Raw genomic sequence first — 14,636 nt, forward strand, 5'->3', positions numbered from 1 at the left:
GACGAGTGCGGTAAGCATTGGACTAGACCATTGCCAAGTCAAGGCGCCGGGTGGCGGGAACTGGCGGCGGGTGGGGTGTTCGGGGGTTATGCCGGAATCCGGAGGGGTCACTTCACCCTTGCGGCGCAACGGTTTCCGGGCATTCGGGGGAGGACCGCCGGAGGGTGGTGGTCCGGTGTGTAGTCGGGAGTGTCGCCGGGGAGAGGCTGGGTGGCCGATGTGGCGCCGGGATTGGCTGGGCTGGGCTGGAGGGGAAAGGGGACTGGCCGGATGGGGACTTGTCTGCCGTGACCCGGGCCGCCGCAGCCCTTCGTCGGGACGGGCCAGCGTTTGCTGGGAGGCTTCTGCCTGGGCGGCCCATGGCCGTTGCTGTGACCCGGGCCGCCGCAGCCCTTCGTCGGGACGGGCCAGCGTTTGCTGGGAGGCTTCTGCCTGGGCGGCCCATGGCCGTTGCTGTGACCCGGGCCGCCGCAGCCCTTCGTCGGGACGGGCCGGCCTTTACTGGGAGGCTTCTGCCTGGGCGGCCCATGGCCGTTGCTGTGACCGGCGGCCACAGCCCTCTGCCAGGACAGCCCACAGCCCCCAAAGACGCCAGCCCGGCAAGCCCGCCAGGCCAGAGGGAACCCCCGGCGGGACCGGAACCTCAGTCGTTCTCCAGATCGCCTTCCAAGGTCAGGTATACCTCGCGCATCCGGGCCAGCAGGTCCGGGTCCGGAGTGGACCAGAGGCCGCGGTCGGCGGCTTCGGTGAGGCGTTCGATGATGCCGCGCAGGGCCCAGGGGTTGGCGTCCTTCAGGAACTGCTGGTTGACCTCGTCCAGGACGTAGGACTCGGTCAGTTTCTCGTACATCCAGTCGCCGACCACGCCGGCGGTGGCGTCGAAGCCGAAGAGGTAGTCGACGGTCGCGGCGAGTTCGAAGGCGCCCTTGTAGCCGTGCCGCCGCATGGCCGACAGCCAGCGGGGGTTCACCACCCGGGCGCGGAACACGCGGGCCGTTTCCTCGCCGAGAGTGCGGGTGCGCACGGCGTCGGGGGTGGTCGAATCGCCGACGTAAGACGTGGGTGCGGTGCCGGTCAGGGCGCGGACGGTGGCGATCATTCCGCCGTGGTACTGGAAATAGTCGTCCGAGTCGGCGATGTCGTGTTCGCGGGTGTCGGTGTTCTTCGCGGCCACCACAATCCGCTTGTACGAGGTTTCCATGTCCTCGCGGGCGGGCCGGCCGTCGAGGTCCCGGCCGTAGGCGAAACCGCCCCAGACCGCGTAGACCTCGGCCAGGTCCTTGTCGTCGCGCCAGTTTCCGGAGTCCATCAGGGGCAGCAGGCCGGCTCCGTAGGCGCCGGGCTTCGAGCCGAAGATCCGGGTCGTCGCACGGCGGGTGTCGCCGTGTGCAGCTACGTCCGCGGCGACGTGGGCGCGGACGTAGTTCGACGACTCCGGCTCGTCCAGTGACGCGACCAGGCGGACGGCGTCGTCGAGCAGGGCGATCACGTGAGGGAAAGCGTCCCGGAAGAAGCCGCTGATCCGCACCGTCACGTCGATGCGCGGGCGGCCCAGTTCGGACAGCGGGATGGCCTCGATGCCGGTGACGCGCCGGGACGCCTCGTCCCAGATCGGTTGCACGCCCAGCAAGGCGAGGACTTCGGCGGCGTCGTCGCCGGAGGTGCGCATCGCCGAGGTGCCCCAGACCGAAAGGCCCACCGAACGGGGCCAGTCACCGTTGTCCTCGCGGTAGCGGCGCAGCAGCGAGTCGGCGAGCGCCTGGCCGGTCTCCCAGGCCAGCCGGCTGGGGATCGCCTTCGGGTCCACGGTGTAGAAGTTCCGGCCGGTCGGCAGCACGTTCACCAGGCCGCGCAACGGCGAACCGCTCGGCCCGGCGGGGATGTACCCGCCGTCGAGTGCGTGCAGCACCGCGTCGATCTCGCCGGAGGTGCCCGCCAGCCGCGGGACGATCTCGGTGGCGGCGAAGGTCAGTACGGCGGCCACGTCCGCGGAAGGGCTGTGAAGGGAACCTTCAGGGACTCTGATTCCGTGAAGGCTCCCTTCACAGACTTCGGCGACCACGGCGGGCACGGCGGCGGGCGACCAGTCGCGCGCCTCCATCGCGGCGACCAGCGACCGGGCGGTGCTCTCGATGGTGTCCACTTCGGACAGTGGGGCGTCGGAGTTCTCCTTCAGCCCCAGTGCGGACCGCAGGCCCGGCACGGCGCCCTGCTTGCCGCCCCACATCTGCTGGGCACGCAGCATGGCCAGCACCAGGTTGACCCGCGCCTCGCCGACCGGCGCCTCGCCCAGGATGTGCAGGCCGTCGCGGATCTGGGCGTCCTTGACCTCGCACAGCCAGCCGTCGATGTGCAGGAGGAAGTCGTCGAACTCCGCGTCGTGCGGCCGGGCGTCGACGCCGAGGTCGTGGTCCAGTTTCGCGGCCTGGATCAGGGTCCAGATCTGCGCGCGGATCGCGGGCAGCTTCGCCGGGTCCATCGCGGCGATGTTGGCGTGCTCGTCGAGCAGCTGCTCCAGCCGGGCCAGATCGCCGTACGATTCGGCGCGTGCCATCGGCGGCACCAGATGGTCGACGATCGTCGCGTGTGCCCGCCGTTTCGCCTGCGCGCCCTCGCCGGGGTCGTTGATCAGGAACGGGTACACCAGCGGCAGATTGCCGAGCACGGCGTCCGGGGCGCACTCGGCGGACAGCCCGGCGGTCTTGCCGGGCAGCCATTCCAGCGAACCGTGCTTGCCCAGATGCACCACGGCGTGCGCGCCGAATTCCTCCTCCAGCCAGCGGTACGCGGCCAGGTAGTGGTGGCTCGGCGGCAAGTCCGGGTTGTGGTAGATGGCCACCGGGTTCTCCCCGAACCCGCGTGGTGGCTGGATCATCAGCACGACGTTGCCCGACTGCAGCGACGCCAGCACTATGTCGCCCTCGGGGTTTGCCGACGTGTCGACATACAGCGAGCCGGGCGCCGGGCCCCACTGCTCCTCCATCGCCTCGCGCAGCGCGGCGGGCAGCTGGGAGAACCAGGAGCGGTATCGCGCGGCGGGCACCCGGATCGGGTTGCCGGCCAGCTGCTCCTCGGTCAGCCATTCCGGATCCTGACCGCCGGCTTCGATCAGCGCGTGGATCAGTGCGTCGCCGTCCGGCTGGTCGGTGCCGGTCGGGTCGACGCCGGGGAACGTCTCCGCGCCGAGGTCGTAGCCGCGTTCGCGCATCAGCCGCAGCAGCTTGATCGCCGACGCCGGGGTGTCGAGACCGACCGCGTTGCCGACACGCGAGTGCTTCGTCGGGTACGCCGACAGCATCAGCGCGATCCGCCGGGAAGCGGGCGGAGTGTGACGCAGGCGCGCGTGCGCGAGCGCGATCCGGGCGACCCGCGCGGCACGCTCGGTGTCGGCGACGTAGCGCGGGAGGCCGTCGTCGTCGAATTCCTTGAAGGAGAACGGAACGGTGATGATCCGGCCGTCGAACTCGGGTACCGCCATCTGGTTGCCCGCGTCGAGCGGCGAGAGGCCCTCGTCGTTCTCCTGCCACGTCTCGTGGTCGCTGGTCAGGCACAACGCCTGCAGCACCGGAACGTCCAGCGCGGCCATCTCCGCGACGTCCCACGATTCGTCGTCCCCGCCCGCGCCTGCCTCGGACGGCCGCGTCCCGCCCGCGGCGAGCACGGTGACCAGCAACGCATCGACCTTGCCCAGCTGGGCCATCATCTCCGGGGCACGGGTCCGCAGGGACGCGGTGTGGATCGGCAACGCCCGCCCACCGGCCGTTTCGACGGCGTCGGCGAGCGCGTGCACGAACGCGGTGTTTCCGGACAGGTGGTGCGCGCGGTAGTACAGGATCCCGATCACCGGACCGTCCGCCGCGGGGACCGGCCGCTCCAGGACGCCCCACGACGGGAGTTCGGCGGGCGGTTCGAAGCCTTCACCGGTGAGCAGGAGCGTGTCGGACAGGAACCGGTGCAGCTGAGTGAGGTTCTCCGGCCCGCCCTGCGCGAGATACGCGTGCGCCTGCGCGGCGATGCCCGCCGGTGTGGTGGAGAGCTTCATCAGCTCGGCGTCCGGGGTCTGCTCCCCGCCGAGGACGATCACGTGCGCGCCCGAGGCACGCAGCGTGTCGAGGCCTTCCTGCCAGGTCCGGGGCGTGCCCAGGATGCGGACCAGCACGATCGGCGCGCCATCCAGCAGGTCCGGCAGGTCCGCGAGCGGCAGCCGGGACGGGTTGCCGAGCCGGTAGTCCGCCCCGCTCGCCCGTGCGCTCAGCAGATCGGTGTCCGAAGTGGACAGCAGCAGGATCACGGGGGTTCCTCACTCGGGGTGTCCGCGCCCCGGGTCGTCGGGCACGCCGGACCGGAGTTCCTGGCTCCCGGGTGCCGGGCACCCGGTCACAGTGGCGGGACCGTCCCGGACTCGCACCGGGTTCCTCCGCAGGCCGACGTGTGGTTCCTGCTCACTCTCGCCGGGCGCGGGGGCGGCGTCAAGGTGACGGGATCCGCATTTCCGTGGCGGGCTGGTCACGGTGCGGTGCCGCGGCGCCCGGTTGCTGCGCTCCCCGCGGGACCGGTGAACGGCGAGGCGGGCCGCATCAGGCGCCGGTACCTGGTGTTTTGCCCGCTGGGACGATCCTGTGGAGAGTACGTCGGTGGTTCTCTCGGGGAGATTAACGTACACGTACGTTTTGTGTCGATCGAGACAGCGGACAGGCGAGGTGTGCCCGGACGTCCGGGTTCGGCAGCGCTCTCCCGTCTCGGCAGCGCGTATGAACGCGTTTCCGATCGTGAAGTCGCGTGCGGTGAGTCGGGTTAGAGTGAGCGCCATGTCGCGAGTGCGTGCGGACGCTTGTCCGGGGGTTTTCGCCACCCATGATGCGGCGGACGGCCCGCTGGCCCGGGTGCGGCTGCCCGGTGGCGTGGTGCCGGCGGCGCAGCTGCGGGCGCTGGCCACGTGCGCGGAAGACTTCGGCGACGGCGACGTGCACCTGACCTCGCGCGGGAACGTCCAGCTGCGCGGGGTCCGGCGCGCCGGGCTGGCCGGTCGGCTCGCCGAGGCGGGACTGCTGCCTGCGCCTGCGCATGAACGCGTCCGCAACGTGCTGGCCTCGCCGCTCAGCGGAATTCACGGCGGCGTGGCCGACGTCCGTGGCCTGGCGGCGGAGCTTGACCGCGAACTCTGCGCTCGCCGTGCTCTCGCGGAGCTGCCGGGGCGGTTCCTGTTCGCGTTCGACGACGGCCGGGGCGACATCGCCGGGGAGGGCGCGGACGTGTGCTGGCGTGCGGTCACGCCGTCGTCCGGGGTGGTGCTGCTGGCGGGCCTCGATTCGGGGCTGGCGGTCTCCCGGGCGGAAGCGGTGTCCGTGCTGGTGACGGTCGCGGAAGCGTTTGCGCGAGTGCGAGGTCCGGCGTGGCGGATCGGCGAGCTGGACAATCCGGCGGCAGTGCTGCCGGACAGGCCGCGGGCGGCGCCGGAAGTGCGTCCGTGCCGGGTTGATCCGACGGTCGGCCGGATCGGGCAGGCGGTGGGCGTCGCGCCGCGATTCGGGCTGTTGACCGCGGCGCAGCTGCGGGTGCTCGCGGAATTCGGTGACGCCGTGGTCACGCCGTGGCGTTCGGTGCTGCTGCCGGGCGGGGCCGAGGTCGAGCGGCTCCACGAAGCGGGGCTGTCGACGGATCCGGCGACAGCCGAGATCACTGCCTGCATCGGTGCGCCGGGGTGCGCGAAGTCGCTCGCGGACGTCCGGGCCGACGCGCGCACTGTGACGCCGCGTGGTGCCCGCGTGCACGTTTCGGGGTGTGCGCGGCGGTGCGGCCGGCCTTCCGGGGCACACCACGACGTCGTCGCCGAGGGCGGCGGCTACCGTGTCGACGGGCAATGGACCCCGGCGTCCGGTTTGGCGGATGCGCTGGCGAGAAAGGTACTTGCGTGATCGACTACCTGCGGGACGGGGCCGAGATCTACCGGCATTCGTTCGCCACCATCCGTGAAGAGGCCGACCTGGCGATTCTGCCCGGCGACGTGGCCGGGGTCGCGGTGCGGATGATCCACACCTGCGGGATGGTCGACCTGGTCGACGACCTGCGCTATTCGCTCGACGTGGTCGAGTCGGGCCGCGCGGCGCTCGAAGCCGGGGCACCGATCCTGTGCGACGCCAAGATGATCGCCAGCGGGATCACGCGCAAGCGGCTGCCCGCGGCGAACGAGATCGTGTGCACGCTGGACGACCCGAGCGTGCCGGGGCTGGCCGAGCGGATGGGCACCACCCGGTCGGCGGCCGCGCTGGAGCTGTGGCGCGACCGGCTGCCCGGCTCGGTGGTGGCCATCGGCAACGCGCCCACCGCGTTGTTCCGGCTGCTGGAGCTGCTGGCCGAAGGGGCCGGCGCCCCGGCCGCGATCATCGGCGTGCCGGTCGGTTTCGTCGGTGCCGCGGAGTCCAAAGCGGAGCTGATCGAGCGGGCACCCGCGCCGTACCTGGTGGTTCAGGGCCGGCGTGGGGGCAGTGCCTTGGCGGTCGGCGCGGTCAACGCGATGGCGAGTGCGGTCGAATGAGCGGGCGGTTGTACGGCGTCGGGCTTGGTCCCGGCGACCCGGAACTGATGACGGTGAAGGCAGCGCGGCTGATCGGCGAGGCGGACGTGATCGCCTACCACTGTGCGCGGCACGGACGCAGCATCGCGCGGTCGGTGGCGGAGCCGTATCTGCGGGAGGGACAGGCCGAGGAGCGGCTCGTCTACCCCGTGACGACCGAGACGACCGATCACCCCGGCGGGTACGAGGGGGCGATCTCCGACTTCTACGAGCTGAGCGCGAAGCGGCTCGCCGAGCACCTCGACGCCGGGCGCGATGTGGTGCTGCTGTGCGAAGGAGATCCGTTCTTCTACGGCTCCTACATGTACATGCACGAGCGGCTCGTGGGCCGGTTCGAGACCGAGGTCGTGCCCGGTGTGACGTCGGTGAGCGCGGCTTCGTCGGTGCTGGGGCGGCCGTTGGTGCAGCGTGACGAAGTGCTGACGGTGCTGCCGGGCACCCTGCCTGCGCCGGAATTGGCCCGGCGCCTGGCGGACACGGACGCGGCGGCGGTGCTGAAGCTGGGCCGGACGTTCGGTTCGGTGCGGGAGGCGCTGGCCGAATCCGGGAAGCTGGACGACGCCTGGTACGTGGAGCGGGCCACCTGGGGGCAGCAGCGGGTCGAGCCGCTGGCCGAGGTGGATCCCGAGACCGTGCCGTACTTCTCGCTGGCCCTGTTGCCCAGCCCGGCCTATCGGTCCCGAGTGGACGGTGCACCGGAGTCGTCCGATGTGGACGCCGAAGGTGGCGAGGTCGTGGTGGTGGGGCTGGGTCCGGCCGGGCCGGAGTGGCTCACTCCGGAGGCATCGGCGGAGCTGGCGGCGGCCGACCACGTCGTGGGCTACGGCCCGTATGTCGCTCGAGTGCCGCAGCGGGCGGGGCAGCAGCGCCATGCGTCGGGCAACCGGGTCGAGGCCGATCGTGCGGCGGCTGCGCTGGAGCTGGCCTCCTCGGGTGCGCGGGTGGCCGTGGTCTCCTCCGGGGACCCAGGGGTGTTCGCGATGGCTTCGGCGGTGTTGGAACAGGTTTCGGCTGGTCACGGCAAGGGTGTGCGCGTGCGCGTGGTGCCGGGGGTGACTGCAGCGCAGGCGGCGGCGTCCCGGGTGGGTGCGCCGCTGGGGCACGACTACTGCGTCCTGTCCCTTTCGGACCGGCTCAAGCCGTGGGACATCATCGAACGCCGTCTTGACGCGGCGGGTGCCGCGGATCTGGTGCTGGCGCTGTACAACCCGGCGTCGCGGACCCGGGTCACCCAGCTCGAATCCGCGCGGGAAGTGCTGCTGCGGCACCGTTCTCCGGGCACGCCGGTGGTGGTGGCCCGGGACGTCGGCGGTCCGGAGGAGGACGTGCGGGTGACCACGCTCGGCGAACTCGATCCCTCCACAGTGGACATGCGATGCCTGCTGATCGTGGGCTCGTCGAAGACGGTGGTCGAGACCGGGCCGGACGGCGCGCCCACCGTCTGGACTCCGCGCACCTACGCCTGAGCTCCCGGGCAAGGGCTGTGAAGGGTCCCTTCACGGACTCTACGTCCGTGAAGGGACCCTTCACAGCTTTCCTGCCGGGGTGACGCTCAGCGGGTGGCGTCCTTGCCGTTCGGCTGGGAGGGGCCGGGTCCGGGGGACCACCAGCCCCAGACGGTCTGCTCGCCGTGCCGGACGGTGGGGGCCACCCCGGTGGTGAACGGCTCGATCTGCTTGAGCTGGCCCCAGGACTGGCTCGGCTGGCCGATCAGGTAGCTGGGCACCTCGGGTTCGTCCGCGAGTTCCTCCAGCCAGCCGTTGGGGCCGCCGTTCGTGCTGGAGGCCCAGCCCGACTCCTCGGCGAGCCGCCCGGAGGTGATCCGGTAGTCGGGCACCTCGGAGATGCCGTCGTGCGAGGTGACCGGGTTGGCGCAGGGGTAGACGAAGGAAGCCGGCCAGTCGATGTAGACCGATTTCCCGGCCAGTTTGTCGGTCAGCGTGGTGAAGGTCGGCACGCGGGGTGCGGACGCGGCGATCCAGCCGTCCTGGGTGAGGTCGTTGTCCACGATGTCGATGCGCACCGAGGTGGTCTGCGGCGGCAGGTCGCGCAGGTTGATCCGGGTGTCGTTCCAGGATCCGCTGCCCGCGCCGGGCGGCAGTGCGAACTGGCTGCGCAGCACCTTCACGCCGTCCGGGGTGTTCACGCCGTACTCGAGGCTGACCGAGGACGGCCCGCGCGGCTGGGCGGCGGTGGCCACCACGATCTGGCCGTCCGCGGGCTTGTCCGCCAGCGCGTACCAGTCGCTGCGCAGCCGTCCGGCGCGGGTCTGCGGATCGAGGTAGCTGCTCCACATCGGCACGTCGTGGCGGGTGAACCCGTGCGGGGGCTGGGCGAGCGGATCGTCCTCGTCGATCGGGGCGGTGTGGAAGCCGAACTGGGTCCGGCCGTTGTCCCGGTTCGGCTCCGGCAGCGGCGAATCCTCCGGCTGCTTCGGGGCGACGGTGCGCTGCTCGGCCTGCGGGTGCAGCATGCTCTTCGCCGGGTCGGTCTCCACCATCACGTGGTCGGAGAGGTTGCAGCTGTCCCCGAGCAGGTGCCGGAAGTTCTCGGCGCCGAGGCTGTAGGTGCCGCTCTGGGTGTTGATCGCCATGACCATCGAGTAGAACTCGCCGGCCGCAGCCAGTCCGCAGACCACCACGAGCGACAGCGAACCCAGCCGCAGCGACCGGCTCCGGCCTTCCTGCTTGCTCGCCCCGGCCCCCGGGCGGTGCGCACGCACGTTCTCCACGAAGGCGTAGATCCCGGCGATCGCGGCCGCGGCGAGCAGGATGGTGGACAGCGGGACGCCGGCCACCGACGGTGTCGAGTCGTTGCCCGGTACACCGAGGCTGGAGACGAACCAGTAGGTGTTCGGCCCGGTCGCGGCGAGCGCGCCGACCACCAGCAGCACGGCGAGGAACGCCGCGCGGTTGCGGTTCGAGCGCAGCACGGTGGAGCTGGTGGCGAGCGCGGTCAGTGCGGCCATCGAGGCGCCGACCGCGGCGAACGCGCCGAAGTGGTGTGTCCACTTCGTCGGGGTGAGTGCCAGCAGCAGGAAGAACAGCGCCGTGGTGCCGATCAGACGGCGGCTGGGGCCGAGCGCGGCGCCGGGGATGCGCCCGCGGCGCAGCAGCACGACCAGGCAGGTGACCGTGCACAGCAGCACCAGCAGCACCGGGAACCGGCGTGGGGCCGAGCCGTCCGGCAGGTCCGCGAACAGCAGCTGGTAACGCGCGAGTTCCTGGAACCACGAGAGGTTCGGGCCGACCGCGGTGCGGATGCGGGTGGCCTCGGTGACCGTCGCGAAGGTCTGGTCGGCGAACACCACGACCAGCACGAGCAGCCCGGACGCGGCGATCGGCGCGAGGATCGGCAGCCAGCCGTTCGCCGAGCGTTGCCGGACCAGCTTGAACAACGGCCGTCCGGCGACCAGGAACGGCGCCACCGCGATCAGCCCGGTCGGGGTCGCGGCCAGGGTGAACGCGGCCGCGGTGAGCCCGAGGCACAACGGCAGCAGCCGCCGGGTGACCAGCGCGCGTTCCACCGCGCAGATGGCCAGCAGCGAACCCAGCGCCGCCACCGGTTCCGGCCGCACGCCGTTGTTGTAAGGCATCCACCACACCAGGAACACCGCGGCCGCGGCCCAGCCCGCCGCGCGGCTGCCGCGTACCTGCGTGCCCAGCCGGGGCATCACCTCGCGGCTGATCAGCAGCCAGCTGATCACGCCGAGCAGGTAGGAGGGCAGCCGGATCCACGGCGGCACGGTGCTGATGTGCGTCATCAGCTCGTACAGGTGGTAGACCCAGCCGAACGGGGCCTCGGCGACGCCGAACCAGCGGTGGTAGTTGGTCAGGTAGCCGGTCTGCTCGGCGACCCTGGCCATGGTGAGGATGTAGCCGTCGTCCGAGGTCGCCGGGCCGATGAAGACCCAGGCGCCGAGCGCGCCGAACACCGTGGCGTCCCGGGCGGTCAGCCGCCACCAGCCCAGCGGCGCCCAGCGCGGCGCCCGGCGGGCGAACCCGGAGTCCATCCGCCACACCGCGATCAGGCAGCCCAGCAGGGACAGCACGCCGAGGATGCCGATGACGAGCTTCAGCGCGGTCGGCGAGGTCTGGTAGCGGGTGTCCGGAGTGACCGAGACGTGCACTCCCGCGATCGGATCGCGCAGCGAGCTGATCGTCGAGTAGATGCCGACCACGCGCGGCCGGACGTCGCCGGTGGTGTGGAAGATCGGGGTGGTGCCCACCGACAGCGTCATCTGGCGTGCGTCGGAGGTGAGCGTGACCGTGCAGCCGTCCTGCGGCAGCGGCTGCTGCGCGATCTGCTGGCCCTGGCTGGACGCGACCAGCACGCCGTTGTCCACGCGCAGCTGCAGCCCGACGCCGTTGCCGGCCTGTGGTCCGGTGCGCTCGTCGGGCACGGTGCCGAACAGCAGTGCCGGGCCGGTGCTGCGTGCGTCGACCGAGCGGATGGTGGCGCACGGCAGGTCGGCGCGCATCTCCTGGGCCCAGTACCCGGTCAAGGGCGCGTTGACGGACCGGGTGTCGGACCCGGCCGGCCAGACGATCTCGGCGGTGTCCTGCACGACCGGCAGGAAGGGATAGGCCAGGGCACACAACGCCGAAAACAGCCCCAGCACTACGGCGATCGGACGCATCGGAGGAAAACTAATGGGTCCCCACTTCGCGCTTACTCCGACCCCTGATCATGGCGGGCGAACCGCTCATGGTGCAGCACCTGGGCCAACGGCGCGCGGCGGCGCCAGCCGTGGCGTTCCAGATCCGGGGCGGTGGCCAGCGCGGTGACCGGCCCCACACACAACCAGGCGACCGGCCGGATTCCGGCCGGAATGCCGAGCAGCTCGGCCAGCACCGGTTCGCGGTAGAAGCTCACCCAGCCCACGCCGAGGCCTTCCGCGGTCGCGGCCAGCCACAGGTTCTGGATGGCCAGGCACACCGAGTACAGTCCGGCGTCCGCGATGGCGTGCCGGCCGAGTACCGCCGGGGCGCCGCGCTGCTCGTCGTAGGTGACCACGATGCCGAGGCCGGATTCGCGGATGCCTTCGATCTTGATCCGGGAGAAGGTCTCCGCGCGCTCGCCGTCGAGCGAATCGGCGAAGATCGCACGCTCTTCGTGTACGTGCTTGGCGAATGCTTCGCGGGTCTCGGGGTCGCGTACGAGGACGAAATCCCACGGCTGGCTCAGGCCGACGCTCGGTGCGGCGTGCGCGGCAGCCAGCACCCGCGTGAGTACGGCTTCGTCGACCGGCTCACCGGTGAATTCGCCGCGTACGTCGCGACGGCGGTGGAGCACTTCGTAGAACTGCTCATTCATTGGCCTAACACCCACTTCACTGCTTCGGCGACTTCGGCGGTCTGGTCGGCGCGCGGCCTCGGGGGCCGACGTACTACGACCACGGGTAAGTCCAGTTCGCGCGCAGCGGTGAGTTTCGCAGCAGTCATCGCGCCGCCGCTGTCCTTTGTGACCAGTACGTCGATGTCGTGTCCGGTCAGCAACGCGCGTTCGGTGGCTACTTCGTACGGTCCCCGGGCGAGCAGCACTTCGTGGTGACGCGGCAGTGGGGGGCCGGGTGGGTCGACGCAGCGGATCAGGAACCACAACGCGTCGAGCCTGGCGAACGCGGCGAGCCCTTGCCGTCCGCTGGTCAGGAAGACCCGGGTGCCGAGATTGGGCAGCATCGCTGCTGCTTCGTCGAGGTCTGCTGCCCAATGCCAGCGGTCGCCGGAGCGAGGTTGCCAACCCGGCCGTGCGAGCCGGAGCAACGGCACGCCGGCGGCCTGGGTCGCGTGGAATGCGTTGGTGCCGATGCGTTCCGCGAAGGGATGCGTGGCGTCGACGACCGCGCGTACGTCGTGTTCCCGCAGCCAGGCGGTGAGTCCGTCGACGCCGCCGAAGCCGCCGACGCGTACTTCGCCGACTGGGAGCCGAGGCCGTGCGACGCGACCGGCGAGCGATGAGACCACCGTGACGCCGTGGTCGTGCAACTGTGCCGCGAGGGCACGTGCTTCCGCCGTACCGCCTAGCACCAGGACGGTCATCGGCCGCGTCCGAATGCTGTGAAGGGTCCCTTCACGGACTCAGAGGCTGTGAAGGGACCCTTCACAGCCTTGATGCCGGGCGCCGAGAGCCGGGCGGTCACAGGGAGTCCGGTTGGGTGGCGCGGTCGCGGGTGCTCGAATACAGGAAGCTGTCCGGGAATCCGGCGGCAGCGAGGACTTGGCCTACGAAAATCGTGGCAGCGCGGGTCATTCCGGCTGCGCGGGCTTGTCCGGCGATATCGGCGAGGGTGCCGCGTACGACCGTTTCGCCGGGCTGGGTGGCCAGAGCGACTACGGCGGCCGGGCAATTTTCGCCGTAGTACTCGGCGAGTTCTTCGGTGACCCGCTCGATGTGGTTGATCGCGAGGTGCAACGCGAGGGTGGCGCCGCTGCGTGCGAAGTTCGCCAACGTCTCGTCGTCCGGCATCGCGGTGGAACGAGCTTGCGCGCGGGTGATGACGAGGCTCTGGCCGATGCCGGGCACCGTCAGTTCGCGGCCGAGTACGGCGGCAGAAGCGGCGAAGGCGGGTACGCCGGGCACCATCTCGTACGGCACGCTTTCCGCTTCGAGCCGGCGAGCCTGTTCGGCAACTGCGCTGTACAGCGACGGATCCCCGGAACACAGCCGTGCGACGTCGTGCCCTGCGCGGTGTGCCGAAACCAGCTTTGCAGCGATCTCGTCCAGGCTCAGGTTCGCCGTGTCGACGCATTCGGCTTCAGGCGCGCAGTACGCGAGTAGATCGGTGGGCGTCATGCTTCCCGGGTATAGACACACCATGCAGCGGGCGAGGAGATCTCGGCCGCGTACGGTGATTAAGTCTGCGGCGCCGGGTCCGGCGCCGATGAAGTAGACGGTCATTCCCGGCTCCACTGGGTCACGGTGCGCGACGGGGTCCACCCGGTGAACCCGCCGAGCGGCTTTGCTTGTTCCACGCTGATCCGGTGTAGTTCACCACCATGCCGCGCGTACGCGGCGGCGAGGACCTGTTCTGCTTCCAAAGTCACGCCATGCGCGACGACGCGTGCGCCGGTCGCGAGACATGCGTCGAGCGCTCCGGGCGCGGTCAGGCCGCCACCGATGAACACGGCATCCGGTCGCGGTAGTCCGGCCAGTACCTCCGGCACGGCGCCGGTGACCACCTGCAGTTCGGGTACGCCCAAAGCGTTCGCATTGCGCGTGATGCGCTCGGCACGCGACGGATCGCGCTCGATCGCGACGGCCCGGTTGAGTGGGTGTACGCGGGACCATTCGATCCCGATGCTGCCGGCGCCTGCGCCGACGTCCCACAGCAGTTCACCGGGCGCAGGGGCGAGCCTGGACAGTGCCGTAACGCGTAGGTCGCGTTTGGTGAGCTGGCCGTCATGCTCGTACGCGCTGTCGGGCAGCCCGATAAGTGGCAGCCGCGGGCCATCGCAGACCAGTGCGAATACCGTCAGCGGACCGGGCTCGTGTGCCCAGCCGTCGGCGATCCGTTCGTTGTCAGCGGCCAGATTCTCCAACGTGGTCAGCGTTGACTTGCCATAGCCGCGTTCGGTGAGTAATGCACGCAGGTCGGTGACGCTACCGCCGAGTACCAGGATTTTCCGGTTCGGTGCGAGAGCCCGCGCGACGCGATCGATAGCCCGCCCGACGACCGTGACCACTTCGGTTTCTTCAAAAGACCAGCCGAGCCGCGCGCGTGCCAGCGTCGCGGAGGACAACGCGGGCAGGACGTCGATCTCGTAGCCGCGGTCGCGCAGCGTGGTGGCTATCCCGGACAACAGGGGATCGCCGCTGGCCAGTACGCAGACTTGGTGACCCTCGTACTCGGCGAGCACCTCGTCGAGCGCTGGCAGCAGAGGGCTCGGCCATGGCCGCGCACGCACGTCTGCGGGCAGGTACGCGAGCTGACGCGGCGCACCAAGGACGACGTGGGCGTGCAGCACTGCTTCGCACGCTCTCGCGGACAGCCCCGACCAGCCGTCCGCACCGATGCCGACCACGGTCAGGCGGGGTGATTTTTCGCGCACGTCCGCCACGC

General features: G+C 70.8%; 9 protein-coding genes and 1 riboswitch. Of the genes, 3 read left to right on the forward strand and 6 right to left on the reverse strand.

Annotation, left to right across the window (positions count from 1 at the left end; genetic code table 11):
• Positions 1 to 643 precede the first annotated feature (643 nt).
• A complete protein-coding gene (gene cobN / locus ATK36_RS25675; RefSeq protein ID WP_098513830.1) occupies positions 644 to 4,291 on the reverse strand; it encodes a cobaltochelatase subunit CobN in 3,648 nt (1,215 codons plus the stop codon).
• A 54-nt stretch (positions 4,292 to 4,345) separates the two neighbouring features.
• Positions 4,346 to 4,418, reverse strand: a riboswitch (cobalamin riboswitch).
• A 381-nt stretch (positions 4,419 to 4,799) separates the two neighbouring features.
• Here cobN and ATK36_RS25680 point away from each other — a divergent pair.
• The 3 genes from ATK36_RS25680 to ATK36_RS25690 are packed head-to-tail and all read left to right on the forward strand — an operon-like array spanning position 4,800 to position 8,040.
• Positions 4,800 to 5,915, forward strand: coding sequence for a precorrin-3B synthase (locus ATK36_RS25680; protein ID WP_098513831.1), 1,116 nt, complete (start codon positions 4,800 to 4,802; stop codon positions 5,913 to 5,915).
• Positions 5,912 to 6,535, forward strand: coding sequence for a precorrin-8X methylmutase (locus ATK36_RS25685; protein WP_098513832.1), 624 nt, complete (start codon positions 5,912 to 5,914; stop codon positions 6,533 to 6,535). The genes ATK36_RS25680 and ATK36_RS25685 overlap by 4 nt, the downstream gene beginning before the upstream one ends.
• A complete protein-coding gene (locus ATK36_RS25690; protein ID WP_098513833.1) occupies positions 6,532 to 8,040 on the forward strand; it encodes a precorrin-2 C(20)-methyltransferase in 1,509 nt (502 codons plus the stop codon). The genes ATK36_RS25685 and ATK36_RS25690 overlap by 4 nt, the downstream gene beginning before the upstream one ends.
• 86 nt (positions 8,041 to 8,126) lie before the next feature.
• Here ATK36_RS25690 and ATK36_RS25695 read toward each other — a convergent pair whose 3' ends face one another.
• From ATK36_RS25695 to cbiE, 5 genes are all read right to left on the reverse strand, one after another.
• A complete protein-coding gene (locus ATK36_RS25695) occupies positions 8,127 to 11,213 on the reverse strand; it encodes an arabinosyltransferase domain-containing protein (protein ID WP_098513834.1) in 3,087 nt (1,028 codons plus the stop codon).
• A gap of 32 nt (positions 11,214 to 11,245) precedes the next feature.
• Positions 11,246 to 11,890, reverse strand: a complete 645-nt coding sequence (gene bluB / locus ATK36_RS25700) for a 5,6-dimethylbenzimidazole synthase (protein WP_098513835.1) — start codon at positions 11,888 to 11,890, stop codon at positions 11,246 to 11,248.
• Positions 11,887 to 12,615, reverse strand: a complete 729-nt coding sequence (locus tag ATK36_RS25705) for a cobalt-precorrin-6A reductase (protein WP_098513836.1) — start codon at positions 12,613 to 12,615, stop codon at positions 11,887 to 11,889. Before ATK36_RS25705 ends, bluB begins: the two co-directional genes overlap by 4 nt.
• Positions 12,616 to 12,712: 97 nt before the next feature.
• Positions 12,713 to 13,474, reverse strand: a complete 762-nt coding sequence (gene cobM / locus ATK36_RS25710; protein ID WP_098513837.1) for a precorrin-4 C(11)-methyltransferase — start codon at positions 13,472 to 13,474, stop codon at positions 12,713 to 12,715.
• On the reverse strand, positions 13,471 to 14,634 hold the full coding sequence (gene cbiE, locus ATK36_RS25715) for a precorrin-6y C5,15-methyltransferase (decarboxylating) subunit CbiE (protein ID WP_098513838.1): 1,164 nt from the start codon (positions 14,632 to 14,634) through the stop codon (positions 13,471 to 13,473). Before cbiE ends, cobM begins: the two co-directional genes overlap by 4 nt.
• Positions 14,635 to 14,636 lie beyond the last annotated feature (2 nt).

The organism is Amycolatopsis sulphurea (assembly GCF_002564045.1).
In the GTDB taxonomy this organism is placed as follows: Bacteria; Actinomycetota; Actinomycetes; order Mycobacteriales; family Pseudonocardiaceae; genus Amycolatopsis; species Amycolatopsis sulphurea.

Coding starts and splice junctions, on each gene's coding strand:
- ATK36_RS25695 (WP_098513834.1), bottom strand. CDS start 11,213: ATGCGTCCGATCGCCGTAGTGCTGGGGCTGTTTTCGGCGTTGTGTGCC.
- bluB (WP_098513835.1), bottom strand. CDS start 11,890: ATGAATGAGCAGTTCTACGAAGTGCTCCACCGCCGTCGCGACGTACGC.
- ATK36_RS25690 (WP_098513833.1), top strand. CDS start 6,532: ATGAGCGGGCGGTTGTACGGCGTCGGGCTTGGTCCCGGCGACCCGGAA.
- cobM (WP_098513837.1), bottom strand. CDS start 13,474: ATGACCGTCTACTTCATCGGCGCCGGACCCGGCGCCGCAGACTTAATC.
- ATK36_RS25705 (WP_098513836.1), bottom strand. CDS start 12,615: ATGACCGTCCTGGTGCTAGGCGGTACGGCGGAAGCACGTGCCCTCGCG.